Here is a 23,564-nt window from a genome sequence, read left to right as displayed (position 1 = left end):
CGGATCACACCGACCTACCCTCAACTACAACCCATAACTGTCCGGGATGTCCTGTCACCAACTGTCAGCGATGTCCTGTCACATCACACATGCGAAACCTGGTGCCGGAAATCAGAAAGCGTGCGGCGGTCGGTATGCGGCGGCGATCGGCAACCGCGATCGGCCGGACGATAGCTGCACCGGCACTCGCCGCGAATGGTGGCGCGTGTCACGATCGAACGGCCGCAACGACACTCGCGAAACGTGGAGGCCAGCGCAGATGAGACAGCTGCCAGCGGACTTCTTTCGTACGCCGTATGCCTTCTACCGGCAGCTGCGCGCGGAGGGCCCCGTGCACCAGATCAGCCTGCGCAACGGTGTGCGCGCCTGGCTGGTCGTCGACTACGACGCGGCCAAGGAGGTGCTGCGGCACCCCGATATCCGCAAGGACCCGCACACGGAAACCGGCGCGCAGGCCAGGCAGATCGCCGCGGGCCGCAGCGGGGTCACCGCGGCCAATCAACGATTGAGCTATCACCTGCTCAACGCTGATCCGCCGCGTCACTCGCGACTGCGCAAACTGGTCACCCCTGCATTCGCGCCCGCCAGGATGGACGCACTCGCATCCCGGGTGGAGTCCATCGCCGACGAACTCCTCGATCGGATCGATCCCGCCGCAGGCCCGGTGGATCTGCTGGCGGAGTACGCCTTTCCGCTCCCCATCACAGTGATCTGCGAACTGCTCGGCGTGCCTGTCGAGGATCGCGAGCCGTTCCGCGAGTGGTCCGCCGACGTGGTCGACACCTCGATGTCCACGCCCGAGGGCATGCGCAAGGCTACGGACGCCATCGTCGACTACTTCGACCGTTTGGTGGCCATGCGCCGCGAACACGGCCTCGGCGACGACCTGATCTCGCACCTGCTCACTGTCACCGACGACGGCGATCGGCTCAGCCACGACGAACTGATCTCGATGGCGTTCCTGATCCTGGTCGCCGGGCACGAGACGACGGTCAACCTGATCGGCAACACCGTGCTCACCCTGCTGACCGATCCGCCGCGCTACCGCGCACTGCGCGACCAACCCGACGCCGTCGCGCCGCTGATCGAGGAGGTGCTGCGGCACAACGGCCCGGTGAACGTCGCGACGCTGCGCTACACCACCGCCCCGATCGCCCTCGGCAACACCGAAATCCCCGCGGGCGAACTGGTCATGGTGGCGCTCGGCTCCGCCAATCGTGACGAACGTCATTTCGCCGATCCCGCGGCCTTCGATCCGGACCGCCCGACCAATCACCTGGCCTTCGGCTACGGCATCCACTACTGCCTCGGCGCGGGCCTGGCCCGCATGGAAGCTCGCATCGCCCTGACCCGCCTGGTCGCACACTTCCCCGAACTGCGCCTGGCCGTCGGCGACGATGAACTGTGCTGGCGTGAGAGCATTCTCATCCGCGGCGTGCGGGATTTGCCGGTCGATCCGGCCGGTGCGCCGGTGGATTCGGCGCTACTGTGAATCGCCGATCAGGGCAACCGACTTTGCTGTGCGCCGTAAGCGACGTAATCTCCTGCGCATGACGAGCGGAAACCGCATCGCGATCGTTGGTGCGGGTATCGCAGGTCTTGCCTGCGCGAAAGTGCTGATCCAGAAGGGTTTTCCGGTCGAGATCTTCGACCGTGCGCCCGATGTCGGTGGCGTGTGGAGTGCGACCCGCAGGTACCCGGGGCTGCGAACCCAGAATTCCAAGAACACCTATCACTTCTCCGACTTCCCGATGCCGTCGGATTACCCGAAGGTGCTCGACGGCGAGCAGATGCAGGCGTATCTGGCCGCCTACGCCGACCACTTCGGCCTGCGCCCGCACCTGCGGCTCGGCACCGAGGTGGTCGCCGCGGATCCGGTGGACAGTGGCTGGCTGCTGGAGATCCGCGATCAGGCCGGTATACATCGGACCTCCTGCGATCACCTGGTCATCGCCAACGGGGTGTTCAGCGAACCCGCGATCCCGGACTTCCGCGGTATCGAGCTGTTCCGTGCCGCCGGTGGCCAGCTGGGGCACGTGTCGGAATTCCTGGATGTCGAGGCGGTGCGCGGTAAGTCCGTCGTGGTCGTCGGCTACGGCAAGTCGGCCTGCGACATCGCCGAGGCCGTCAGCGACGTGGCCGGTTCGACGACGGTGGTGGCGCGGCGACTGCTGTGGAAGATGCCGCGCAAGATGGCACGGGTGCTCGACTACGAGCGGCTGATGCTGACCCGCTTCGGCGAGGCGCACTTCCACCACCTGGAACCCGGCCGGATGGACCGCTTTCTGGACGGCCCCGGCGTTTCGTTCCGGGTCGCGAATCTCGACCTGATCCAGGAGCTCGCCACCAAGCACATGAACCTGCGCGAGCTCGGCCTGCTGCCGGAGGGCCGGTTCGAGCAGATCGCCGAGAGCACCGTCAGCCTCGCCACCGAGAACTTCTACGAGCAGGTCGCGAACGGCCGGATCGTCGTACAGCGCGACACCGCCATCACCGAAATGCGCGGCGGTGGCGGCGAAGCGCCCGCGGTCCAGCTGGCGAATGGTCACCTGATCCCGGCCGACATCGTCGTCTGCGCCACCGGATTCCAGCAGCGGGTGCCGTTCCTCACCCCGTACGTGCAGCGCAGGCTCACCGACGAGCACGGCAACTTCCGCCTGCACCGGCAGATCCTGCCGCTCGACGTGCCGAATCTGACCTTCGCCGGCTACAACTCGTCGGTGATCAGCACCCTCAACGCCGAGGTCGGCGCGCACTGGACCGCCGCACTGCTGACCAACCAGCTCGACCTGCCGCCGCGCGACGCGCTCAGCGAACAGATCGATGCCCGGCTGCGCTGGACGGAGGAACGCACCCGCGGCCATCACGCGCACGGCACCGCGATCACGCCCTTCTCCATCCGCAACGTCGACGAGATGCTGGCCGACCTGAAGTTCCGGTTGCCGCTGCGAACCCGTGCGGCGCAATGGTTCCGCACGATCCGGCCGGAGTCCTACCGCGGGCTGACCACCAGGCACGAGTCCGCGCCACCGGCCTACCCGGTCGAGCACGCCGAGGTGGCCGCGCCCGGCCCGAGTCTCGGTGCGCCACGGCCACCGGACCTCGGGGTGCCCAAGTCGCATGACCTGAGCACCGGTTTGCCGGGAGCGAACAACCTGAGCGCCGAGACGCACGATGTGCCGAGGACACACGACCTGAGCACCGGTGCGCCCACCGACCTGCTGCACGGTTCGCAAGGCAAGTAAGCGGATTCAGCCTGCGGGGATGTAGGCAATTCCGTGCGCACCCTGGTCGCTTGACGTATCGATCGCCAGGGTGGCCTGCACCGCGCATCGGTCGATATCCACCACGCTGACGGTGCCGGACATCAGGTTGCTCACGAAACCCGTTGCGCCGTCCGGGGTCGCGCAGATGTTGAGCGGAGCCTTGCCGACCTCGGTCTGCCCGAGCGGCTCGTAGGTATCGGCGTCGTAGATGGACAGCAGACCGTCGTCGCCGCGCCACTGACCCACCAGCAGCTTGCCGGTGCTGGTGACATGCACCGCGCTAGGCGCATTCGCGGTCGGGAAGCTGTGCACAACCGTGTCGGTGCCGACATCGATTACCAGCATCGCGTACTCCGCCGCCGGATCCGGCGTCAACGACAGCGCGGGCGTGGCAACGAACAACCGGTCACCATCCGGCGACAGCGCCAGCCCCTCGCTGCCGGACACCGCGATTCGCCGCGTCTCCCGTTCCCCGGCCGGGTCGAGCACCGACACAAACGGTGCGGTTTTGTTGGTGGTGTACGCCTTCTTCCCATCGGGAGTGAGCACCGCCCAATGCGGAACCGCCGCGTCCGCGCTGACGCGGTGCAGCGGGCGCCGGGTGCGCAGATCGATCGCCAGCAGCCCACCGGGACCCGCCGGACCCTCCTCGACGCTCGCGTACAGCACGTCGCCGTCGATGTACATGCCATGCGGTGCGTGCTCCGGCGAAATGTCGAGCACGTCGACGATTTCGTGCGAATCGACATCGACGATGGTGATCTCATGACTCTCGGCCGCATGCGCGAGCCAGACGCCCGACCGATAGGTGTGGCTCGCGTACAGCAGCCGGGTGCGCGGATCGAAGCACAACTCGTGGCCCTCGGGAAGGACATCGAGCTGTGCCGTGCGGGTCTGGGTCGTGAGGTCGAAGAAGTTCAACGTGCAGCCGCTCTGGCTGAGTACCGCGAGCTGAGCGCCCGCTTCGAAAGCAGTGGACATGAGTTGTGCGTCCTTCCGGCAAGGGTTTTGGTTCGGCAGGACGGCGCCGTCGCGATCAACGCTAAGACGCGCCGGGCGTTATCACCAGTGCAATGTTGGTAATCAGTCATTGCGCTGGCGATAATCCAAGGATGGAGGCGCTGGACATGAATCTGCTGGTAGCGCTGGATGCGCTACTGGAAACGAACAGTGTTACCCGGGCGGCCGAACGGCTGCACACCTCGGCTCCGGCGATGAGCCGGACGCTGGCCAGGCTGCGCCGGGTGCTCGACGATCCGCTGCTGGTGCGGGCCGGACGCCACCTGGTGCCGACGCCGCGCGCGCTGGAATTACGTTACGAGGTCGGCACTCTGGTGGAGCAGGGCAGGGTGCTGCTGACGCCGCAGGGCGCGATCGATCCCGGTGCGTTGAAGCGGAACTTCGCGGTGCAGGCGGGGGACATGGTGCTCACCGAGCTGGCCGCGCCGCTGCTGGCCGCCGTGCGCGCGCAGGCGCCGGGGGTGACGCTGCGGTTCCTGCCCGATGCTCTGGAAGGCACTGCGGCACTGCGGGACGGCCGGGTCGACATCGAGGTGGGGGTGATCGACCACACCGATCCGGAGACGACGGTGCGGCGCGTGCTCGGCGATCGGATCATCGGGATCGCCGCCGCCGATCATCCGCTGGTCACCGAGCGGGTGACGGTCGCCCGGTTCGCGGCCGCCGCGCACCTGAGCATTTCGCGCAACGGTCACGCGCGCGGGCCGATCGACGACCGGTTGGCGCTGCACGGTCGCACCCGCCGAGTGGTCGCCACGGTGGCGAATCTGACCACCGCGTTGTTCGCGGTGCACGGCAGCGATCTGATCTGCCACGGACCCGCGTTGCTGAGCCGGTCGGCGCTGCCCGCGCTCGGGTTGTGCGCGTTCGAGATTCCGCTGCCGCTGCCCGAGGTCTCGATCGGCATGGCCTGGCATCCGCGCAATACCGCCGACAGCGGGCATCGCTGGCTGCGCGAGCTGATCGAGACGATCCTGACCAGGTCGGCCGAGGCTACTTAGGCGGGCTGGACAACCGGTAGTCGCGCGGCGTTTCGGTGCTGCGTTCGGGCTGGTAGCTGTTCGAATTCAGGTCTGTCGCAGGCGGTCCGAAGACATCGGAGCGGCCGAGCGGGGCGGCGGCGGTCTTCTTCAGTTCGTCCAGCATCGCCTGCAGCTTGTCGACGTGGGAATTGTCGACCGGGATCAGGTCCTCGTCGGCGCGGTGCGCGCCGGTCAGCGCGGTGCCGTTCGTCTCCACCGCGGAGCCGTTCGTGCCGCGGCTGTAGTCGCCGCTGTCCGGCGACGAGGGAACCATGCTCTCGTACGGGTTCTCGTGTGGGCTGGTGAAGTTCTGGTACGACGAGGTGGCCGGTTCGCGCGGCGTGGTGAAGCTCGACTGACGGACAGGCAGCGGTTCGCGCGGCGTCGGTGCGGTGAAGTTCGTGGCCGGGGCCGGGCTCGGCTCGCGCGGGGTGGGGGCGGTGAAGTTCTGCGACGGGGCCGGCTCGTACGCCGTTGGTGCGCTGAAACTGCGTTGCGGCACCGAGTTCGCCTCGTGCGCTGCGGAATCACGTCCCGTTGTCGTGTCGCGGGGGGCGCCCTCGTAGCGACGCGAGACGCTTTCCCTGGTAGCCGTGGCGTTCTCGCGGGCAGCGGTGGTGTTGTCGCGGGCGGTCTGGGCGAGGTCGTGCGGGGTGCCGATGCTTTCCCGGATCGGTGTGGCCGTGGCGGCGACGGATTCGCGCTGCGGCGGGACGCTCTGCTCGACCGTCGCGGAGTTCCGGCGCGAGGCGGCGCGCGGTAGGGGACGTTCGGCGCGCTCGGTCTCCGGCGCGGCATGCGACGGTCCACTGCCGGACTCGACCTTCTCCAGTCGGCCGTCGATGCCCGAAATGTCCTGCCCGGCACGGAAAGCCCACGCTTCGAGCTTGGCCAGTCGCGCCTCGACGCTGCGGTCAGCGGGTACCACGCTGGCAACACTGATCCCGTCGACACCGTCGACCCGGACCGCCACGGCGTCCAGCTTGTCGCTGACCTCACGGAGAACCGCCGCGATGCTCGACAGCATCGCACCGATCGACTCGCCGGCCTCTTGACCGTGCTCCATCCAGTAACCCACTTCCCCGTATCGGCCCAGCTCGCACTCGGCTGGGCGATTCTATCCGCCCGGCTATCTGATCGAAGCAGCGTAGGCGGGCCGTCCCACACCGGTGCAGGCGGAGGTCGGCGCGATCCGGTTTGTCCGGAACAGATCTACTTACCTTCGGCAACCAGCCGAGGCACACCCCGACGTAGCCTAAGCGTTTTCTCGCTCCGGTGGCAGACCGAAGAGCGTGCGACAGCGCACATAGGCGCGTGGCGTGGCGAAGTCGCAGGATGGCGGTTACTGTCAATCCACCGACATATGCGTGTCGTTGGGGTCGCCTGCTCTGGCGAAATTCCTTGTGCCGCAGCCTACACCAGGCGTTCCACCGGAAATCTGCCGGTGTGGCGCACCCGGGCGCGGGGTAAAGGGGACTGGCGGGGTTGGCGAGTCTGACGCACTCTTGATCTATGGCGTAGGTCGCCAGACCTGCGGTGGTTTGGGCAGGGGAGTGGTCGCGTGAGAACGAAGCAGCGGGCGGAGATCGCCTGCGGTCGCCAGGCGATGCTCGCCGAGTTGGGTATAGCGGACGGTGCGGGCCGGGCCCGCAAGCTGTCCGGCGGATACGGCTGTAAGTGTCCGGAATGTGACGCCGCGCAATGGGATATGCGGCGATTGAAATACTGGGTGTGCGGCCGGTTGCTGGCGTACGGCGCCGACGTGGCCGAGGTGGATCGACGGGTGGATGGGCTGCCCGTGGACATCTACTGGCGCAAGGGTGAGCGCGAGTTCGTCATCGAGGTGCGCAGCGGTGCGCTGGAACGCGCTCTCGCGCAGGAACATACGGATCGGTTGCGGGCCGCGGGCGTCGAGGACGTGCTGTGGCTGTGCCCGCCCGGCTACTGGGTCGACCATCTGCACGCGCTCGGCATCGCCGATTTCGCCCCGCCCGCATGCGATTACCAGACGGTGACCGGCGTGCTGGACACCCTGCACAGCGCGGTGGCCGCGCCGCGCAGGCAGCCGCTCGAGCTGCGCGACTTCATCGACGGCTGGGTCAGCGGCGACATCGTCTGGGGATATCGTGATGTGACGACAGGAGGTTGGGCCACCGTGGCCGACTGGGAGCACCACACGAAAACGCAGGCGATGATCATCGCCCGGCAGCGCCAGGAGCTGGTCAACCAGCGCACCACGCTCGCCCTGTCCCGGAAAACCGTGCGCGACAAGCAGAAACACCTGATGAAGCTGACCACCCGGTTGGAGCGGGCCGAGCAGGAGGCGCAAGAGCGGGCCGATTCGCTCGCGCAGGCGCGACGCAAACTCGACGACCATCACCGGCTGGATACGTCGCTGCGCAACACCATCAGGCATCTGCAGCAGACCATCAATCACTGGCAGCTGGTGACCTGCTGCGCGATGCTGCTGATCGTCACCTTCCTTGCGGGCGCGATGGTGGTGCGCTGAGCCGGAACGGGCCACGGTCCCAACGCCATTCGTTGCGCAGCACCAGCGCGATGAAATCGAGCAGCGCCAGGCCGGTCTCGTCGCGGACCTGCCGGATCGCCGACCACGGCGCCGGTCCGTGCGCGACCAGCTCGGTCAGCCGCGCCGCACTGTTCGCGTCGACCTTGCGGGCGAGCAGGTCTGGCAGGCCGATCAGGCTGCCGGTCCAGACGAGCCAGCCCCAGCCCTTGCCGTGCGCGTAGGCGCGGCCCGCGGCGGACTTCGTTCGATTGACGTGGAACCCAACGTGTCCGAGCGGTTGGACATCGATCAATACCACCCGGCCGTCGGTGAGCCGGGCGGCGATGCTCGGGTAGGCGAGGTGCTCGGTGCCGTTCAGCTCGAAGCCGACCGCGGCCGGTTGTTCCTGGAATGAGTCGACGAGGTCGCTGGCGTTGAGGATCCACAGCAGCCGCGCGGCCAACCCGGAGTCGAACGGCACGTCGCGCCCGACCTTGTCCAGGTAGAAGTGTCCGCGTCCGTCGTCGTCGCTGTCGACGGTGCGGGCCGAGGTCACGGGCAGCGCGTCCGGGGCGCCCGACCCGGGCCAATCCACTTGCCCCAGCCACGGATTCAGCTGACTCGTCGCGCGCGGTTCCGCGTCGCGTAGTTTGGCCAGCCGGCGGTTGGTCTTCTTCTGCCAGGCTGCGATCCGTTGCGTCACGAATCCCGCGACCCGTTTCGCGTCCTCGGCGGCGTGCCCGGCCAGTCGCAACTTCAAGTAGGACAACTCGTTTGCCGCGATATCGGTGTCGGTCGCGTAGGTCTCCACCAGCAGCGCGCGGACCAACTGCTGGTCGCGGGCGCCGACCGGGTAGCGCGCGGCAAACACATTCGCCGCGTGATGGCCGCTCAATTGAGCGTTGCGGATCAGCTGGCCGACCGCCTTGGTGTGCAGCTGCCGGATCCGGTCGCGGGACAGGTCGTAGCGCGCGCCGATCTTGGCCAGCGTCTCGGGTTGCTCGCCGGTGACGCCGAGGCGATAGGACAGTAGCTCGCCGTCCTTGGCCTTGCGGTCGGCCTGCAGCGCGATCAACTCGGCGAGCAGCTCGTTGACTTCCTCGAGCTCGAACGAAATATCGTCCTGCAGGTCGAGTAGCTCGGGGTCCGTCCCGTCCGCCGCCTCGACCTCCCCGCTGACCGTCACGCTGCGACCCCCTGGCTCGGTGTGCTGTGCCGCTCAGCCTAATGCCGGCCACCGACATTTCCGGCGCACCGACCTGCGCCAGGGGGTCGCCTCGTGTCAGACTCCCAGCTGCTCGGCGGCCAGTGCGGTGCCGTCGATGCGCGCCTTGATCTTGGCGAACGCGGTTTCCCGCGACGTCGAGGTGTCGTCGGCGAACGGGGAGAACCCGCAGTCGTCGCAGGTACCCAGCCGGTCGACCGGCAGATGCCGGGCCGCGGCCAGCACTCGGTCGCGCACCTCTTCCGGCGTCTCGACCCGCGGATCGATCGGATCGATGACGCCGACGAAGATGCGTGCGTCCGCGGGCAGGTACTCGGCGATAATGGCGAGCACCTTGTCCGGTTCCGGCTCGCTGGCCAGCTGGACGTAGAAGTTGCCCGCCTTCAGCTGCAACAGCTTCGGCAGCAGCCCGGAGTAGTCGACATCGAGGCTGTGCGTCGAATCCTGGTCGCCGCCGGGACAGGTGTGCACTCCGATCCGTGCCCGCTCCTCGGGCGAGAAGCGTTCGAGCACCAGGTTGTTCAGCTCGATGAACTGGTCGAGCAGCCCGCCGCTCGGATCGAGCTTCAGCGACAGCCTGCCCTCGGTGAAATCGATCTGCACCACCGGCGCACCGGCGTCCAGGCAGGCGCGAATGTCGGCCTCGGCCTCGGTGATCAGGTCGGTGAGGAAGGCTTCCCGCGAATAGCCCTCGATCGGCTCGGGCGGATACAGCAGGCTGATCGCGGACGCCGCGATCACCGCCTGCTTCACCGGTTTGGTCGCCTGCGCCTGTGCCGCCCGCAGGTAGTCGACCGCGTGGGTCTGGTATCGGAACGGTCCGGCGGTGATCACCGGCAACTGCCGCTGATGCCCGTCGGCGAACGGAATCGCCGCGCCCCCGGGCGCCAGCGTGGCCAGCCCGGCGATCGGATACGTGACGAAGCTCGGCTTGCTCTGCTCGCCGTCAGTGACGACCGGCGACCCAATCTCTTCTAGTCGGTGGACAGTGTCAGTGACAGCCCGCTGCTGAATTTCGGCCAGCGCGGCGTCATCGATCTTGCCTGCTTCGTGCGCCGCCATCGCGGCCTGCAGCTCTGGGGAACGTGGAATGCTACCGATCGACTCTGTGGGGATGGTCACAGTTGCGAGTGTAGTGAATTACACTGGTGGCAATCCTCAAATCGACTGCGCTGGTTCGAAATTCACGCAGTCGGGTTGTCGGCGCTGAGCTGCGGCGATCGGGTCCGCGCCTCGCTGTGTGCTGCGGCGAGCAGGGAATCGAGCAGGCCTGGAAAACGGGCGTCGAGGTCGTCGCGGCGCAGCGACTGCAGGGTCTCGCGGCCGGACACACGTTGCCAGATGATGCCCGCGTCGCGCAGCACTCGGTAGTGGTGCGTCAGGTTCGACTTCGGCACGCCGTCCACGATGGAGCCGCAGGTGTGCTCGCATCCGTCGGCCAGTACGCGAACGATGGACAACCGCAGCGGATTTCCCACGGCCGACAGCACGTTCGCCAACTGGATCTGCGCCCGCTCGGGATGTGCCGTCATCACGCGATCCAGGATAGCTCCATTGTTGACAAACAGTTGAACTGTACGTAAGTCTTTGAACAGTTCAACTGTCTTGAAAGGTCGCCCCGATGCGCGCTAGCAGTTCCCGATTCGACGACAAGATCGCCCTCATCACCGGCGGCACCAGCGGCATGGGATTCGCGACCGCGCGTCGCCTGCTCGACGAGGGTGCGCGGGTGATCGTCACGGGGCGCGACAAAGGCCGGCTCCACGCCGCGGTCAAGGAGTTGGATGCGGGGGACCGGGTGCTCGCGGTGGCCGGTGACGCCGCGAATCTCGCCGACCTCGACGCGCTGACGGCCGCGATCGAGGGCCGGTTCGGGCGGCTGGACGTGGTGTTCGCGAATGCGGGCATCGGTGCGTTCCAGCAGGTCACCGACGTTACCGAGGCGGAGTTCTACCGGGTCGTCGACATCAACTTCAAAGCGGCGTTCTTCACCATTCAGAAGACACTGCCGCTGCTGGCCGACCACGGGGCGATCGTGATCAACGCGTCCTTCGCGCTGCATCGAGGCAGCCCCGGTGCTGCCCTTTACTCGGCGAGCAAGGCGGCCGTGCAGAATCTGGCGCGCACGCTGGCGGCCGAGTTGGCGCCCAGGCGAATTCGGGTCAACTCGGTGAGTCCCGGCTACACGGCGACCCCGGCGTTCGAGGCCGAGGCTTCGGACGAGGTGCGGGAGGCCGTCGTCGCCACCGTGGCGGCGGGGCGCATCGGCACGTCCGAGGAGGTTGCCGCCGCGGTTGCCTTCCTGGCCTCCGACGAGGGTGCCTACGTCAACGGCCAAGACCTGCTCATCGATGGCGGTCTGGTCTCCGCCACCCCGGCCGCCATGATCTAGGAGCCGAATTCCGAACTGCCAGCGGCACATTCGCCCCTTGCCTGCGATCTTCGTGATCGTCGGCAGGGGGCGTTCGGCTTATCGGGGGCTCTTGGGCTGTGTTTCCGTGAAGTTTGATCGTTGACACATCATGAACCGTTAGTTCCGTCGTTTCAGTGGATTTCCCTCGTTTGGTGCCTGGCGCGCCCGTGGAGCTTCTGGTAGTGGATAGCGAATAGGGGGGGTCGACTTGATGGGTTTTAGAGGATCTGTGACGACACTGGCCGTGTCGAATCGACATCTCTAGACCATCTATAGCTATGATGGAAAAGTAACTAGCGGCGAACCCTTCGGCGCGTAGCGCGCAGCACGCGCGAGGACCCGTACCTCTCAGCACCATCACCCCTGGGCCTTTTCGTGTGCGTTTGCCGCTGCGTCGGAGATCAGCAAGAGGGAGGGCTACCGACCAGTGGCTGCCAAAGACTCCAGATCCAGCGACTACGACGCCTCGTCCGTCACGATCCTCGAGGGGCTCGATGCGGTCCGCCTGCGTCCGGGCATGTACATCGGTTCCACCAGTGAGCGCGGACTGCACCACCTGGTCCGGGAGATCGTCGACAACTCGGTCGACGAGGCGATGGCCGGATACGCCACGCGGATCAACGTCACGTTGCTGGCCGATGGTGGCGTCGAAGTGGCCGACGACGGCCGAGGTATCCCGGTGGCGATGCACGAGACCGGGGTGCCGACAGTCGAAGTCGTCATGACCCGGCTGCACGCCGGTGGCAAGTTCGACTCCGACACCTATGCGGTGGCCGGCGGGCTGAACGGCGTAGGTCTGTCGGTGGTGAACGCGTTGTCGATCCGTGTCGAGTTGGCGATCGATCGCGACGGTTATCACTGGACCCAGAACTATCTGCGCGCCAAGCCGGAGGAACTGGTACGCGGTGCGCCGACCGAGCGAACCGGCAACACCACCCGGTTCTGGCCGGATCCGGACATCTTCGAGACCACCACCTTCAACTTCGACACCGTCGCACGTCGCATGCAGGAGATGGCGTTCCTGAACAAGGGGCTGACCATCGTCTTGACCGATGAGCGGGTCACCGAGGACGTGGTCGGCGAGGTCGCCGAGGCGCCCAAGCCGGCCGAGGAGGTCCCGGCCGAGCAGACCAAGACGCGCACCTACCACTACCCGGGTGGGCTGGAAGACTTTGTCCGCCACCTGAATCGGACCAAACAGCCGATCCACAACTCGGTCATCTCGTTCACCGGTACGGGCCCGGGCCACGAGCTCGAGGTCGCCATGCAGTGGAACTCCGGCTATTCCGAGTCGGTGCACAGCTTCGCCAACACCATCAACACCCATGACGGCGGCACTCACGAAGAAGGCTTCCGGGCCGCGCTGACCACCGTGGTCAACAAGTACGCCAAGGACAAGAAGCTGCTCAAGGAAAAGGACAACAACCTCACCGGCGACGACATCCGCGAGGGCCTCACCGCGATCGTGAGCGTGCGCGTCGCCGAACCGCAGTTCGAGGCGCAGACCAAGATCAAACTCGGCAACACCGAGGTTCGATCGTTCGTCCAGCGCACCTGCAACGAGCACCTCACGCACTGGTTCGAAGCCAACCCCGCAGACGCCAAAACCATTGTCACCAAGGCTGTCTCGTCCGCCCAAGCCCGCACCGCCGCCCGCAAGGCCCGCGAACTCGTGCGCCGCAAGAGCGCCAACGACCTCGGTGGCCTGCCCGGCAAGCTGGCCGACTGCCGGTCCAAGGATCCGCGGAAATCCGAGATCTACATCGTTGAGGGCGACTCCGCCGGTGGTTCCGCCAAGTCTGGCCGCGACTCGATGTACCAGGCGATCCTGCCGTTACGCGGCAAGATCATCAACGTCGAAAAGGCCCGCATCGACCGGGTATTGAAGAACAACGAGGTTCAAGCGATCATCACCGCGTTCGGCACCGGCATCCACGACGAGTTCGATATCGCCAAGCTGCGCTATCACAAGATCGTGCTGATGGCCGACGCCGACGTCGACGGCCAGCACATCGCGACGCTGCTGTTGACGCTGCTGTTCCGGTTCATGCGCCCGCTCATCGAACAAGGCCACGTCTACCTCGCGCAGCCGCCGCTGTACAAGCTCAAGTGGCAGCGCGGCGATCCGGAGTTCGCCTACTCCGACCGCGAACGCGACGCCCTACTGGCTGAGGGCCTGGCCGCAGGCAAGAAGATCAACCGCGACGACGGCGTCCAGCGCTACAAGGGCCTCGGCGAAATGAACCCCAAAGAACTCTGGGAAACCACCATGGACCCTTCCGTCCGCGTCCTGCGCCGAGTAACGCTGGACGACGCCGCCGCAGCCGACGAACTCTTCAGCATCCTGATGGGGGAGGACGTGGAAGCCCGCCGCACGTTCATCACGCACAACGCCAAAGACGTCCGCTTCCTCGACTTCTAGTGCCTCAACCGCAACAGAACGGATCGTCGCAGGGCCGCCCGACTTCACTGCCGTACGCCACGAAACCCTCGAGGAGCGCCAATATCTTCTCGGCAATGCCGGACGCCAACGTCGGAGCGGACCGATCCAGCGGCTGTCCCCACGTCGACGGAACGTCATCGATATCGAAGCGCGGCACACCGTCAACGAACAACGTCCACAGCGCATGATCGGGAAAGCTGTTCATCCGCAACACCCACCACCGGCCGTCGACAAGCGCGGCGACCAGGAAGTTCGAATTCCCGGTCCATCGCCACTGCGGTCGCGCAGCCAACTCGGGCGGTGCCATCCACCCAGTCTCCCCGATCCCGCCGCGGTGCGCCGGGCCGCAACGGCAAGGCCCGGCGCACTGCCGGTTACTTCGGGGTGATGAATTGGGACAGCACGGTAGTGCTGCTGCATCCGGCCGGTGCCGGAGTATCGGTGTTGAGCCGTTCCTTCAGCCAGGAGAATGCGGCCGGGGTGGCCGACGGAATCATGCTCAAGTGCTCGGCCAGCTGTTCACGGACGTAGGTGACCCGAGCCCCACGAGCGCAGAGATCTTCGACCATCCGGTCGGTCGACCCCACCGGAATCACCTCGTCCTGCACTGCTTGAAAGACATACAGCGGCGCAGACGGCGCGTGCGTACCCAACCTGGCCTCGTTGATCACTTCGGCGAGCGGCGGCAACGCCAGGACCTGGTCCAGCGGGATGTCGAAATACCGCTTCCAGTCGGCGAGGAACTGCTGGGCCAGCGTCGTAGACAGGCATTGCGTCGGGATCTGCTCCATCACGGCCGCTCCCTCGGGTGTCAGGTGCGGTCGCATCGCCGCTTTGACCTCGGGATACGTGGTGTAGTAGGAGGACAGGCCGCTACCGACGATGGCCGAGAAGGGCCCGCCGTTCGTGGTGAACAATGCCGCATTGATGTCGGCTCCGGGGCCGCCGTACGCGGCGGCGGTCACGTTGAGCTCGGGTGCGTAACTGGGTTGCAGCTCAGCCGTCCACCCCGTCCCGAACCCGCCGCCCGAATACCCGTACAAACCGATGTGGGTCTCGGGGCCGAGACCGAGCGGAGCGAATTGCGTGGCCGCGCGAATGCCATCCAGCGCCATGTAACCGGGCTCTCGGGCAACCGGGAAGTGGCCGGATCGTCCGCCGAAGTCGGGCACCGACACCACCCAGCCGTTCGCCAGCATCATCAGCAGATCCGTTGTCTGTCCCGTGGTCTCCAGCGAGGACTGGGCACCGGCCTGCAGCCCGTAGGACGGGACGCATTGCGGACCGGAGGCGTCCTCGAACATTTGCTGCGACATCAACGGCCGGTCCGGTCGGACATTGTTGGGCAGGAACACCGTGGTGACGGTGACATCCGGCTGCTCGAACACGTTGGTGGTGCGATAGAGCAGTTGCCAAGCTTGCGCAGGCAACGGCATCACCAACTCGATCGGCCGGGATCGCAGAATCGCGCCCGGCGCCGCGGCCTCGAAACCGGCTGGTGGCTGGTAGAACTCATCCACCTGCGGCAGCGGTGGCGCCGCACCCGCCGGATTCGATGCGACAATCGCCGACCCGGCCAACGTCACCACGACGGCCACTGCGGCAACGCCGAACCTGCGGACGCGTCGCTGCGCCTTACTGGACATCTCGACCTCCATTGCTCGGATGCACCGGCCTCGCGACCGCAGAGCCCGGTTAACTTGTTGTGCTGCTTGGTGATTCCGTGATCTCCAGCCCAAGAGCACAGCGTTTGGACATCCGTTGGCCTGCCGCATCTGCGCTCAAAAGCAATGTCGTAGCAATCGGATATTCGAAGCACACGCTCTACATTCGCGGCATCGGAGCACCTGCCGATATGCACAGCATATATTCAGCAAACTGTCAAACCTGACATTGATTCCCGTGGGGTCGGGAGGCGGGGATCACAGCCGGCCCGCGACTTCGTGGACGGGCGCTGGGCAGGCATCGGGCACGAATAGCCCACACAACAAGAAAGGCCCCCTCGAAAGGGGGCCTGACCTGGTACTACGGTGGTGCGCGATACTGGGATTGAACCAGTGACCTCTTCCGTGTCAGGGAAGCGCTCTCCCGCTGAGCTAATCGCGCGAGGTGGAGACGGGAATCGAACCCGTGTGCACGGCTTTGCAGGCCGTTGCCTCACCACTCGGCCACTCCACCGTGCGAAGGGGACGGCTAAACTATTGCCTGGCCCTACCTCTTCGAGCGGATGACGGGATTCGAACCCGCGACCCTCACCTTGGCAAGGTGATGCGCTACCACTGCGCTACATCCGCCTTCTGCATCTCGGTGGCCGTTGTGGCCTCCGTGGTGCGAGACAGAACATTAGCGGACGCCCGGTGAAAGCTACAAATCCGCTGGTAGAACGGGGGAAATCGGCGAGGTTGCCAGTGTGGCGGAGGTGGCCGGTGTGATTGGGGAGGATTCGCCGCCTCGATCAGTGGGCCCCGCAGGCCCCGCACCCTCTCCTCGAGACGGACTGCCGCCCAGCACGTTCCGCCCCTGTCCGGGTGGCGATTTGGTGAACCGCCGGTGCCGCATGCTAATGTTCCATCTCGTTCGGAAGGCGCCCCCCGCCCTCCGGCCCGCCACCATGTGGCACGAGTTCAGGTCCCATAGCTCAGCGGGAGAGCGTCCGCCTCACACGCGGAAGGTCGCTGGTTCGAAACCAGCTGGGACCACCATAGAAGGCTTATTCGAAACACCGTCCGTTCGTTGGACGGTGTTTTGTTGTTTCTGGGCTTGCTTCGACCTAGGCCTCGTTGGGGGCCGGTGGCAGGCTCGGGCCGCCTTGTGGAGGTCTGCGAATACCTGGGTCTTCTCGTCCATGACGACGGGCTCCAGGGTGTCCTCGAGGAGCTTCTTCTTACAGGTGCCTTTCTCGCAGATGTAGGTCCATGGCGAAGGCGCAGCGATGGTCTCGTTCGGCTCCGCGGCTGCGGACGAGCTGACGACGACGTGGTTCTAGAGTCCTGCTATCCGTTTCGTTGAACTGGGTCACATCAATACGGTCCAAAGCCCGAGGCGGCGGGTTAGGAGTTGAATGTGAGTGCTACACAACCGAGTTCAGGACGGAAGGTCGCGCTCTTGGGCGGTTCGGATCTGACTATTACCGCCAACAGGCCAGCTACGACCAGCGCAGCCGCCTCTACTCCAGCGGCGGCCCGGCGGGCGATTTTCAACCGGCCCAGGAGGGCGACCATGTCGAAGTGAGCTTCCTCAGCTCCATACCGACAGCCCGTCAGCTGCGCTGCATACCTGGTCTCGCTGTCCGTCGATCGAGCGGTCGGCCGCGTGTTCCTCCGGTTGGAACAGACGCGCGCCTCGGCGAGGGAGGGCGGGGACGCTGAGGGGAAGTTTCCGAAGCTCCGGTTCGAGCGACGACGCCTTGCCGAGCTACGGACCTCGCCTTCCTCATGCTGCCAGGAGAATCCATGAACAGCACGTATCGAACCATCGTCGTCGATGTCGACGGGACAGACATATCGGAGATCGCGGTGCGACGGGCGGCTGGCATTGCTGCCGTCAACCGCGCAGAGCTGATTTTGGTGTGCTCTTACGAAAAATCGCGTCTGCGTGACGCCGACGCGATAGCGGATATTCTGAAGAATGACGCATATATGATTCGCGGCACCGCGCCTGCGGATGAAATACTTCGGACGGCCGCAGAATGCGTGGCAGAGTTCCATGTCGGCGCTGTCGCGCGGCGCGCTGTCGAAGGACCGCCCGTAAAGGCGTTACTCGCGGTCGCCGCGGAAACCAACGCCGACCTGGTCGTCATCGGGGACAGGGGCACCAGCACCGCGCTTCGCCGACGATTGGGCACGCGGTCCGACGAAGCTGCGCGTAAATCGCACATGGATGTTCTTGTCGTTTATCCGACGTTTGAGAGGACACCGGTCTGCCGTTCGAAAAAGGGCGGAGTCAGGCAACGCTCTGCCGGGCTCCGTATGTTGCTACGGCCACGTTTGGAATCGTGATTTCGGGGTCTGATGACGAGCTCGCCGACGCCGTAAATCCTCTTCCCCCGGTAGCGTCACTGCGGAACAGCGGCAGTTTGGTACTTGAGTACCAAAGTGTTTACGGTCTGCGGCCCCAGGCGACGGGGTGCGAGTAGTCGGCCCCCTCTACCTGTTTCACTCAGCGGACCAGCGCAAATACTCGCGTAAACGGATACCGATGCCCGCGTGGATAGCCACGGCGACCGTATTCATCGAGTCGCCGACAGGGGTGGCTCGTCACGTGGGAGGTAAGTCATGGCAGATATCGAGGGACTCGGCGCGCTGCAGAAAGCGTTGCTGTCCGCGATTGATCAGGTGGGCTCGGTGGTTTCGGAAGCCCTGCAAAACAACCCGGGAACGGTGTTTCTGTATCAGAAGCCCGGTCTCACCGTCGATCCGCGGCGCTACTTGAACCCGTGGACGCCGGAGGGTGACATCTATGCGCTGATGGACAGTTCTGGCCACATCGACCCGGGCACCGGTGCCACACCGGGCAAACCGGGCGTGCCGGATCCGAAAATGCAGGCATCCTATGCCGCCGCCGCGGCCACCGCGGAACTCGTCGACGACCATCTCGCACTCGGCTCGTCCTTCGCGGCGAAATCACTCGGCAAGGCCTCCGACGCATGGAAGATCGTGCAGCAGGCGATTACCGGCGATATGCCGACGCCGCCGTCCAAAGAGGTCCAGGACAAGATCAACCAGGCCAAGCAGGCGCTGTACGTGAACGGCATCTACGGCAAGTACACCCCGGGCTACCAGGGCTACCTCAATGCGATGATCGCGTTGCGGACCGCCCGGCGGAACAAGGCGGACGCATTCTACAAAGCCATGTCCGATCCGGCACTCGGCCAGGCCTGGGCGGTCGACGGCGGCTCGTACGACGACGCGATCCATCAAGCGGAAATAGATGTGGCCGGCGCCGATCACACCGATGCCGGGTTGGCGTATTCGGAGGCGAGCGACTTCCTGTACTCGCAGGGCACCAGCATCATCGACGCCGCGGTGGCCGGTGTCAAAGACCGCTGGTCCACCTACGGCGAAATGTCGCTCCCGATCGGCAAATTCCCGTTGACCATCCTCGATCCGCCGTCCTGGTGCGACGTGACCGACGACAGTTTCGGCGCGATGCAGATCTCGGTCAGCAACTCCAGCTACGACAGCGCGTCGGCCAGCGGGTTCAGCGATTCCTCGACCTCGTACTACAACGACTCCGGATCGTCGAACGGCGGTGGAGTCGGCCTCGTTTGGGGGCCGTTCAGCGCGACCGGCGGCGTCGACAGCACGAGTGCGGACTACTACAACTCGCAGTCGGCCGCGCAGTCATCGAGCGACGGGCGCTGGGACCACTCGTCGAGTGCCGCGATCTCCGGCGAGTACTTCGTGGTGAACGTCCAGCGGCCGTGGCTGTTCGAGGAAATCTTCCGGATCAACAGCGGATGGTCGGTCAAGGACAAGCCGGAGAACTACATCAGCGACGGCACCAATACCCTGGCCAACAACGGCAACTGGATGCCGTCGCTGGTTGTGCAGATGCTGGTGGCCCGCAACCTCACCATCACCTGTAACGACTGGGGCGACGCGGGTACCCACTTCGCCGATGCCGCGCAGTCGTCGAGCGGCAGTAGCCATTCGGATTCGACCAGCTTCGGCGGTTCGGTCGGCATCTTCGGGCTCGGCGGCACCTACAACCACAACGACTGGAACGCCAACGGCCAGTACTTCCAGAACGACGACGGCCATCAGAGCTGGAGCTACCAGAGCTCGGGCAGCGGCGGCACGCTCGTCATGCACGGCACCCAGATCATCGGCTGGCTGGTCCGCGTCGTTCCGGCCGCCCCGCCGAAGGCGAGCAGCTGATGGGCCACAGCATCAACGAGATCGGCCAGCTGCTGGTCTCCGACCTCGGCACGGCCTACGGCATCGCCAACGCGCCGGACAAGGCCATGGCCTTCTTTCAAGGAGTTCCGTTGGACGACAAGGTCGTTCAGAACGGCAAACTCAACCCGCTGCGGCTCGGCCTGTGGCTTGCCGGATTCGACACCACGCTGATCCTGACCCCGGCGACGGCGGCCATCACCCCGCCACCCGGCGGCGAAAGTGCGACGAGCTGGTATACGGCAATTGTCACCGGCGCACAGCCGGTCGACGCGAACAGCCTTGCCGGACAGCAGCTCTCGAAACGACTCAGCGGTGACAAGTCGCTGCTGAGCCAGGTCGACGTCGACCAGCCGCTGACCTGTGAACCGCCGGACTGGCCGATGCCGGATGTGCCGTACTGGCAGAGCTGGAGTTCGGCAGCGCACAGCACAACGACAGCGGCGCCGAGCAAGGGGCTGGTGGCGGGCGACAGTTGGGCGATCCACACGACAGAACCCGCCGCGAGCGGGGGCGGCGGCGACAGCGCGATGGCGCTGATGTTTCGCCCCGGCGGTGGGCCGCCGATCATCCCGCCCGGATTCGGGGGGCACTTCGACGACGACGGACCGGTGCTCCGGGATGTCGGCCAGCCGACCGGCGGCACCGACAGCACGACGACCACGTCCGACGTCATCATCCAGTTCGACTACCTGCTCGTCGATCTCACTCGGCGGGTTTCGGGCACCAACTGGTGGGACGACGTGCTGCTCAACGATCCCGCCTGGTATCTGCCCGGCTACGAGGCGGGACGGCTGCTCGGGAAGGGCTCCGGTGGCGCGGTACCCGTCCTGCCCTATGCCCTGGTACTCGCCAAGAACGCCAGCGTCATCGGCACCTGGGACAACCAGCAGAACACCACTCGTGTTGGCCCACTGCGGGTCTCGGCAACTGGTAGCGGCGATTCGGTGTCGATCGGCTGGCCGGGCGTACAGGCGATCGCTCTGCTCGCCGACGTGCTGCCCGACCTGCCGCCCGAGGACGATCCCGCCGCATAACGAAATCACCAGCCACACAACAGATAAGGAGGTGGTGGTCATGACCGTCGAATTCGGCGACCACGCCTGGTATTGGAACGGTAACGTCTCGACCAACAAGAAAATCCCACGCGCGGAATGGTTCCCTGGCAGCAACGCCAGCGACCAGACCGACTATCAGGGCAACGGCACCGCGATCTACAACTACGTCTTCTACGCCAACGACGTCATCCTGCGCGGACAACCACACCTGCGCCGGGGCACGGGCAGCTACGCCTGGCTGAACAACAACCCGGGCAATCTGACCGGGTCATCGAACGGGCCCGACTACGGCCAGTATCCGGGAAAGTTCAACTGGCACAACTTCCTGATCTTCCCCGACTACGACACCGGGTTCATGGCTATCGGCCTGTTCCTGCAGGGCCCGGCCTACGTGAATCTGTCGCTGCAGGACGCGTTCCGCAGGTACGCGCCCGCCTCCGACGGCAACGATCCCGACACCTACGCCACCGATGTCGCCACCGCGGCCGGGGTCGACGTGTCGACGCCGATCAGCGACCTCACCGCCGAACAGATGTCGTTGTTGCAGAACAAGATTGCCCAGATCGAAGGGGCCGTGCCCGGTGACACCTTCTCCTACGATTCTGATGATCTGCCCGACGCCATCAAGCAGCTCATCGCCTAGCGTCGTCGTTCCCGGTGCCGCCACGGCGACACCGGGAATCCGGCGCCGTCCCGCTCAACGATGAGCCCAGCGCTCCTGCGGCCGATGTTCGCGGCGGTGCCCGCCGGTTGACCATCGCACCCAAAAGCGCAGGGACGTCAGAGATGTCGGCATTTGTTCAGGGGCGTTGTCTGGCGTCGCCACCGGAGTAGAGGTCATCGACGCTGGGACATGCTCGGCATCAATCGAACGACGGTTCGGTGTCCCTGCTTCGTTTCAGTTCGAAGAAGCCTGGGGTGCCGGCCAGCAGGAGGATCCCGTCCCATAGTCGTGCGGCCGCCTCGCCTTTGGGGGCGGGGGTGACGACTGGCCCGAAGAAGGCGACGCGGGTGTCGTCGGGGCCGGGAACGGCGATGATCGGGGTACCGATTTCTTGTCCGACGAGAGTGATTCCCTCGTGGTGGGAGGTGCGTATGAGGGTGTCGTAGTCGGTGGAGTACGCGGCGTCGGCGAGGTCTTCGGACAGGCCGGCGTCGGCCAGGGCTGCCGCGAAGGTTTCCCGAGTCTGCTTCTGGCCCAGATTGTGGATGCGGGTACCCAGGGCCGTGTACAGCGGGCCAAGGACCTTGCTGCCGTACTTCTGCTCGGCGGCGACGCAGATCCGCACCGGATACCGCCCTACGGTGTCCCATCTGCGGAATTGCTCGGGCAGTTCGTCGAGCCGGTTTTCGTTCAGCACGGCCAAACTCATGACGCGCCAACGGATTTCCACCGGCCGGACCTTCTCGACCTCCTTCATCCAGCGTGCGGTGACCCACGCCCAGGGGCACCGCGGATCGAACCAGAAGTCGACTGGCGTCGCAGTGGCATTGTCTTCGGACACGATGCTCCTCGTTGATACCGATACAAAGGGTTCTACGTCGCAGTCGAGTGACCGACTACCGAAACCAGCGCGGTGTTATCGATCGCCTTCCGGGCACAGCCGACAATGAAGCACGTCGCCGTGATCGGGACTCTGGTCACGATCGGGATCCTTCCAGTGCAACGCCGAGCCGAAAAGACCCACCGAGACCAGACCAAGACCAAGAATTTGATAGCGCGGCGCAGAGGCCGCGTATCGCCACGCCAAGATCGCACAAAACACGTAAGTGTATGCGAAATAGGCGTTTCCGATAAGGTAGAACCCGAGGGTCGACGGTTTCGATACTTCCGTGGAACGACGTACTCGACATGAAACTCCTCCGGACCAGGTCGACGACTCCATCGTCATCCAGTGCCGGTCGAGTAAAGGAGCGAGACCGTGTCACTCGCCTTTGTCTTTGGCGGCATTGAAATCCCGGACGTATTGATCGTCGTTCCAGGATACGTCTTCATGGTCCGGCGGATCCCCTTCCCATGAGAAAAACCACTGGATCCACTCTTCGCTCGGCAGTTCGCTGACCGCTGAACCGTCGACTGCGAGTCGGCGGGAGAATTCCTCGGCTGCCGCGCGATCGACTACTTCGTAGCGATCCCAATTCCGCTCATCGGAGGTGAATTCGCGCACCCGTGCAGGGTCGTATTGCCATGCTTGGATTCGTTGATTCCAGACCAGCGCGCCTTTTGATTTGTCCATAGTTACAAACATCGTAAACGGCGGAGTGGTTCCGAAGTCGCCCTCACATACGGCTTTGTAGTAGAACATTCCCTTGACCCATTCTTCTCGGTGGTTACCGTGGCGGGACTCGATAACCAGCTCGACCTTCGTCCCCAGACGGATGTTGCCTGTCGAGACCTCCTTATCGGAGGAGGCGAAACCAGTATCTGCTCGGATACTGCGGATATGGCCACAGCGCTTCGCGGATGATCTCGTTGGTGATGTGCGGACCGTAGAAGTCGGCGGTGTCGAGGTGGGTGATGCCGAGTTCGACGGCTTCGCGCAGCACGGCGATCGCGCCGTCGCGATCCTTGAGTGGCCCGAACACGGCGGGTCCGGCGAGTTGCATTGCGCCGTAGCCCATTCGGCTGAGATCGAGGTCGGCTACCCGGTAGCTGCCGCCGGGCAGTCCCGCTGTCACGTGGATTGTCATGTGTTTGTTCCCTTGCGGTG

General features: G+C 65.3%; 20 protein-coding genes and 4 tRNA genes. 11 read left to right on the top strand and 13 right to left on the bottom strand.

Annotation, left to right across the window (positions count from 1 at the left end; genetic code table 11):
* Positions 1-259: 259 nt before the first annotated feature.
* Both ACFWF1_RS23265 and ACFWF1_RS23260 read left to right on the top strand, forming a co-directional pair.
* Entirely contained in the window at positions 260-1,492 is a 1,233-nt protein-coding gene (locus ACFWF1_RS23265; RefSeq protein ID WP_379287227.1) for a cytochrome P450, read from the top strand.
* Between the two features lie 58 nt (positions 1,493-1,550).
* A complete protein-coding gene (locus ACFWF1_RS23260) occupies positions 1,551-3,245 on the top strand; it encodes a flavin-containing monooxygenase (RefSeq protein ID WP_379287229.1) in 1,695 nt (564 codons plus the stop codon).
* Positions 3,246-3,251: 6 nt separating this feature from the next.
* Here the strand turns inward: ACFWF1_RS23260 and ACFWF1_RS23255 are convergent, their stop codons facing one another.
* Positions 3,252-4,247: a YncE family protein gene (locus tag ACFWF1_RS23255; RefSeq protein WP_379287231.1), complete on the bottom strand. Its 996-nt coding sequence runs from the start codon at positions 4,245-4,247 to the stop codon at positions 3,252-3,254.
* Between the two features lie 131 nt (positions 4,248-4,378).
* On the opposite strand from ACFWF1_RS23255, the gene ACFWF1_RS23250 reads away from it, so the two are divergent.
* Positions 4,379-5,287 (top strand): LysR family transcriptional regulator, encoded by a 909-nt coding sequence (locus ACFWF1_RS23250; protein ID WP_379287233.1) that lies wholly within the window; start codon positions 4,379-4,381, stop codon positions 5,285-5,287.
* On the opposite strand, the gene ACFWF1_RS23245 is transcribed toward ACFWF1_RS23250, so the two are convergent.
* On the bottom strand, positions 5,280-6,374 hold the full coding sequence (locus ACFWF1_RS23245; RefSeq protein ID WP_379287235.1) for a hypothetical protein: 1,095 nt from the start codon (positions 6,372-6,374) through the stop codon (positions 5,280-5,282). The genes ACFWF1_RS23250 and ACFWF1_RS23245 overlap by 8 nt on opposite strands.
* Before the next feature lie 495 nt (positions 6,375-6,869).
* Here ACFWF1_RS23245 and ACFWF1_RS23240 point away from each other — a divergent pair, with 495 nt between their 5' ends.
* Positions 6,870-7,817 carry a hypothetical protein gene (locus tag ACFWF1_RS23240; protein ID WP_379287237.1) on the top strand — a complete coding sequence of 316 codons (948 nt, stop codon included), beginning with the start codon at positions 6,870-6,872 and terminating at the stop codon, positions 7,815-7,817.
* Here the strand turns inward: ACFWF1_RS23240 and ACFWF1_RS23235 are convergent.
* The 3 genes from ACFWF1_RS23235 to ACFWF1_RS23225 all read right to left on the bottom strand — a co-directional run bounded on the left by ACFWF1_RS23235 (position 7,783) and on the right by ACFWF1_RS23225 (position 10,574).
* The gene (locus ACFWF1_RS23235; protein ID WP_379287239.1) at positions 7,783-9,003 is read right to left on the bottom strand and encodes a sigma factor-like helix-turn-helix DNA-binding protein; all 1,221 of its coding nucleotides are present in this window, start codon (positions 9,001-9,003) and stop codon (positions 7,783-7,785) included. The two genes, ACFWF1_RS23240 and ACFWF1_RS23235, sit on opposite strands and share 35 nt — an antisense overlap.
* Before the next feature lie 96 nt (positions 9,004-9,099).
* Positions 9,100-10,164 carry a cobalamin-independent methionine synthase II family protein gene (locus ACFWF1_RS23230; RefSeq protein ID WP_379287241.1) on the bottom strand — a complete coding sequence of 355 codons (1,065 nt, stop codon included), beginning with the start codon at positions 10,162-10,164 and terminating at the stop codon, positions 9,100-9,102.
* Between the two features lie 62 nt (positions 10,165-10,226).
* The gene (locus tag ACFWF1_RS23225) at positions 10,227-10,574 is read right to left on the bottom strand and encodes an ArsR/SmtB family transcription factor (protein ID WP_379287536.1); all 348 of its coding nucleotides are present in this window, start codon (positions 10,572-10,574) and stop codon (positions 10,227-10,229) included.
* Positions 10,575-10,663: 89 nt separating this feature from the next.
* On the opposite strand from ACFWF1_RS23225, the gene ACFWF1_RS23220 reads away from it, so the two are divergent.
* Together ACFWF1_RS23220 and gyrB are read left to right on the top strand one after the other, a co-directional pair.
* Positions 10,664-11,434, top strand: a complete 771-nt coding sequence (locus tag ACFWF1_RS23220; RefSeq protein WP_379287243.1) for a glucose 1-dehydrogenase — start codon at positions 10,664-10,666, stop codon at positions 11,432-11,434.
* 448 nt (positions 11,435-11,882) lie between these two features.
* On the top strand, positions 11,883-13,877 hold the full coding sequence (gyrB, locus tag ACFWF1_RS23215) for a DNA topoisomerase (ATP-hydrolyzing) subunit B (protein WP_379287244.1): 1,995 nt from the start codon (positions 11,883-11,885) through the stop codon (positions 13,875-13,877).
* 4 nt (positions 13,878-13,881) lie between these two features.
* Here gyrB and ACFWF1_RS23210 read toward each other — a convergent pair whose 3' ends face one another.
* The 5 genes from ACFWF1_RS23210 to ACFWF1_RS23190 form a co-directional block, all read right to left on the bottom strand.
* Entirely contained in the window at positions 13,882-14,205 is a 324-nt protein-coding gene (locus ACFWF1_RS23210) for a hypothetical protein (protein WP_379287246.1), read from the bottom strand.
* A 67-nt stretch (positions 14,206-14,272) separates the two neighbouring features.
* Entirely contained in the window at positions 14,273-15,544 is a 1,272-nt protein-coding gene (locus ACFWF1_RS23205) for a lipase family protein (protein WP_379287248.1), read from the bottom strand.
* Between the two features lie 385 nt (positions 15,545-15,929).
* Positions 15,930-16,004: transfer RNA gene (locus ACFWF1_RS23200), tRNA-Val, on the bottom strand.
* A gap of 1 nt (position 16,005) precedes the next feature.
* Positions 16,006-16,076, bottom strand: a tRNA-Cys gene (locus tag ACFWF1_RS23195).
* A gap of 44 nt (positions 16,077-16,120) precedes the next feature.
* Positions 16,121-16,192, bottom strand: a tRNA-Gly gene (locus ACFWF1_RS23190).
* Positions 16,193-16,525: 333 nt separating this feature from the next.
* Between ACFWF1_RS23190 and ACFWF1_RS23185 the strand changes: the two genes are divergently transcribed.
* The 5 genes from ACFWF1_RS23185 (at position 16,526) to ACFWF1_RS23165 (ending at position 21,496) form a co-directional block, all read left to right on the top strand.
* Positions 16,526-16,600, top strand: a tRNA-Val gene (locus ACFWF1_RS23185).
* A 750-nt stretch (positions 16,601-17,350) separates the two neighbouring features.
* Positions 17,351-17,896, top strand: a complete 546-nt coding sequence (locus tag ACFWF1_RS23180) for a universal stress protein (protein WP_379287250.1) — start codon at positions 17,351-17,353, stop codon at positions 17,894-17,896.
* 276 nt (positions 17,897-18,172) lie between these two features.
* Positions 18,173-19,777: a hypothetical protein gene (locus tag ACFWF1_RS23175; RefSeq protein ID WP_379287251.1), complete on the top strand. Its 1,605-nt coding sequence runs from the start codon at positions 18,173-18,175 to the stop codon at positions 19,775-19,777.
* On the top strand, positions 19,777-20,832 hold the full coding sequence (locus tag ACFWF1_RS23170) for a hypothetical protein (protein WP_379287252.1): 1,056 nt from the start codon (positions 19,777-19,779) through the stop codon (positions 20,830-20,832). Before ACFWF1_RS23175 ends, ACFWF1_RS23170 begins: the two co-directional genes overlap by 1 nt.
* A gap of 40 nt (positions 20,833-20,872) precedes the next feature.
* Positions 20,873-21,496 (top strand): hypothetical protein, encoded by a 624-nt coding sequence (locus ACFWF1_RS23165; RefSeq protein WP_379287253.1) that lies wholly within the window; start codon positions 20,873-20,875, stop codon positions 21,494-21,496.
* Positions 21,497-21,716: 220 nt separating this feature from the next.
* Here ACFWF1_RS23165 and ACFWF1_RS23160 read toward each other — a convergent pair whose 3' ends face one another.
* From ACFWF1_RS23160 to ACFWF1_RS23150, 3 genes are all read right to left on the bottom strand, one after another.
* Positions 21,717-22,358 (bottom strand): DsbA family protein, encoded by a 642-nt coding sequence (locus ACFWF1_RS23160; protein WP_379287254.1) that lies wholly within the window; start codon positions 22,356-22,358, stop codon positions 21,717-21,719.
* Between the two features lie 420 nt (positions 22,359-22,778).
* On the bottom strand, positions 22,779-23,159 hold the full coding sequence (locus ACFWF1_RS23155) for a hypothetical protein (RefSeq protein WP_379287256.1): 381 nt from the start codon (positions 23,157-23,159) through the stop codon (positions 22,779-22,781).
* Between the two features lie 94 nt (positions 23,160-23,253).
* Positions 23,254-23,544, bottom strand: coding sequence for an aldo/keto reductase (locus ACFWF1_RS23150; RefSeq protein WP_379287258.1), 291 nt, complete (start codon positions 23,542-23,544; stop codon positions 23,254-23,256).
* Between the last annotated feature and the right edge of the window lie 20 nt (positions 23,545-23,564).

The sequence above is a fragment of the Nocardia sp. NPDC060255 genome, assembly GCF_042727395.1.
Classification (GTDB): domain Bacteria; phylum Actinomycetota; class Actinomycetes; order Mycobacteriales; family Mycobacteriaceae; genus Nocardia.
This window is presented reverse-complemented; position numbering and strand designations above follow the sequence as displayed.

Excerpts from the sequence above, each read along its gene's own strand:
- ACFWF1_RS23265 (WP_379287227.1), top strand. The coding sequence starts at position 260 with ATGAGACAGCTGCCAGCGGACTTCTTTCGTACGCCGTATGCCTTCTAC.
- ACFWF1_RS23260 (WP_379287229.1), top strand. The coding sequence starts at position 1,551 with ATGACGAGCGGAAACCGCATCGCGATCGTTGGTGCGGGTATCGCAGGT.
- ACFWF1_RS23255 (WP_379287231.1), bottom strand. The coding sequence starts at position 4,247 with ATGTCCACTGCTTTCGAAGCGGGCGCTCAGCTCGCGGTACTCAGCCAG.
- ACFWF1_RS23250 (WP_379287233.1), top strand. The coding sequence starts at position 4,379 with ATGGAGGCGCTGGACATGAATCTGCTGGTAGCGCTGGATGCGCTACTG.
- ACFWF1_RS23245 (WP_379287235.1), bottom strand. The coding sequence starts at position 6,374 with ATGGAGCACGGTCAAGAGGCCGGCGAGTCGATCGGTGCGATGCTGTCG.
- ACFWF1_RS23225 (WP_379287536.1), bottom strand. The coding sequence starts at position 10,574 with ATGACGGCACATCCCGAGCGGGCGCAGATCCAGTTGGCGAACGTGCTG.
- ACFWF1_RS23220 (WP_379287243.1), top strand. The coding sequence starts at position 10,664 with ATGCGCGCTAGCAGTTCCCGATTCGACGACAAGATCGCCCTCATCACC.
- ACFWF1_RS23210 (WP_379287246.1), bottom strand. The coding sequence starts at position 14,205 with ATGGCACCGCCCGAGTTGGCTGCGCGACCGCAGTGGCGATGGACCGGG.
- ACFWF1_RS23205 (WP_379287248.1), bottom strand. The coding sequence starts at position 15,544 with ATGTCCAGTAAGGCGCAGCGACGCGTCCGCAGGTTCGGCGTTGCCGCA.
- ACFWF1_RS23180 (WP_379287250.1), top strand. The coding sequence starts at position 17,351 with ATGAACAGCACGTATCGAACCATCGTCGTCGATGTCGACGGGACAGAC.
- ACFWF1_RS23175 (WP_379287251.1), top strand. The coding sequence starts at position 18,173 with ATGGCAGATATCGAGGGACTCGGCGCGCTGCAGAAAGCGTTGCTGTCC.
- ACFWF1_RS23170 (WP_379287252.1), top strand. The coding sequence starts at position 19,777 with ATGGGCCACAGCATCAACGAGATCGGCCAGCTGCTGGTCTCCGACCTC.
- ACFWF1_RS23165 (WP_379287253.1), top strand. The coding sequence starts at position 20,873 with ATGACCGTCGAATTCGGCGACCACGCCTGGTATTGGAACGGTAACGTC.
- ACFWF1_RS23155 (WP_379287256.1), bottom strand. The coding sequence starts at position 23,159 with ATGTTCTACTACAAAGCCGTATGTGAGGGCGACTTCGGAACCACTCCG.
- ACFWF1_RS23150 (WP_379287258.1), bottom strand. The coding sequence starts at position 23,544 with ATGACAATCCACGTGACAGCGGGACTGCCCGGCGGCAGCTACCGGGTA.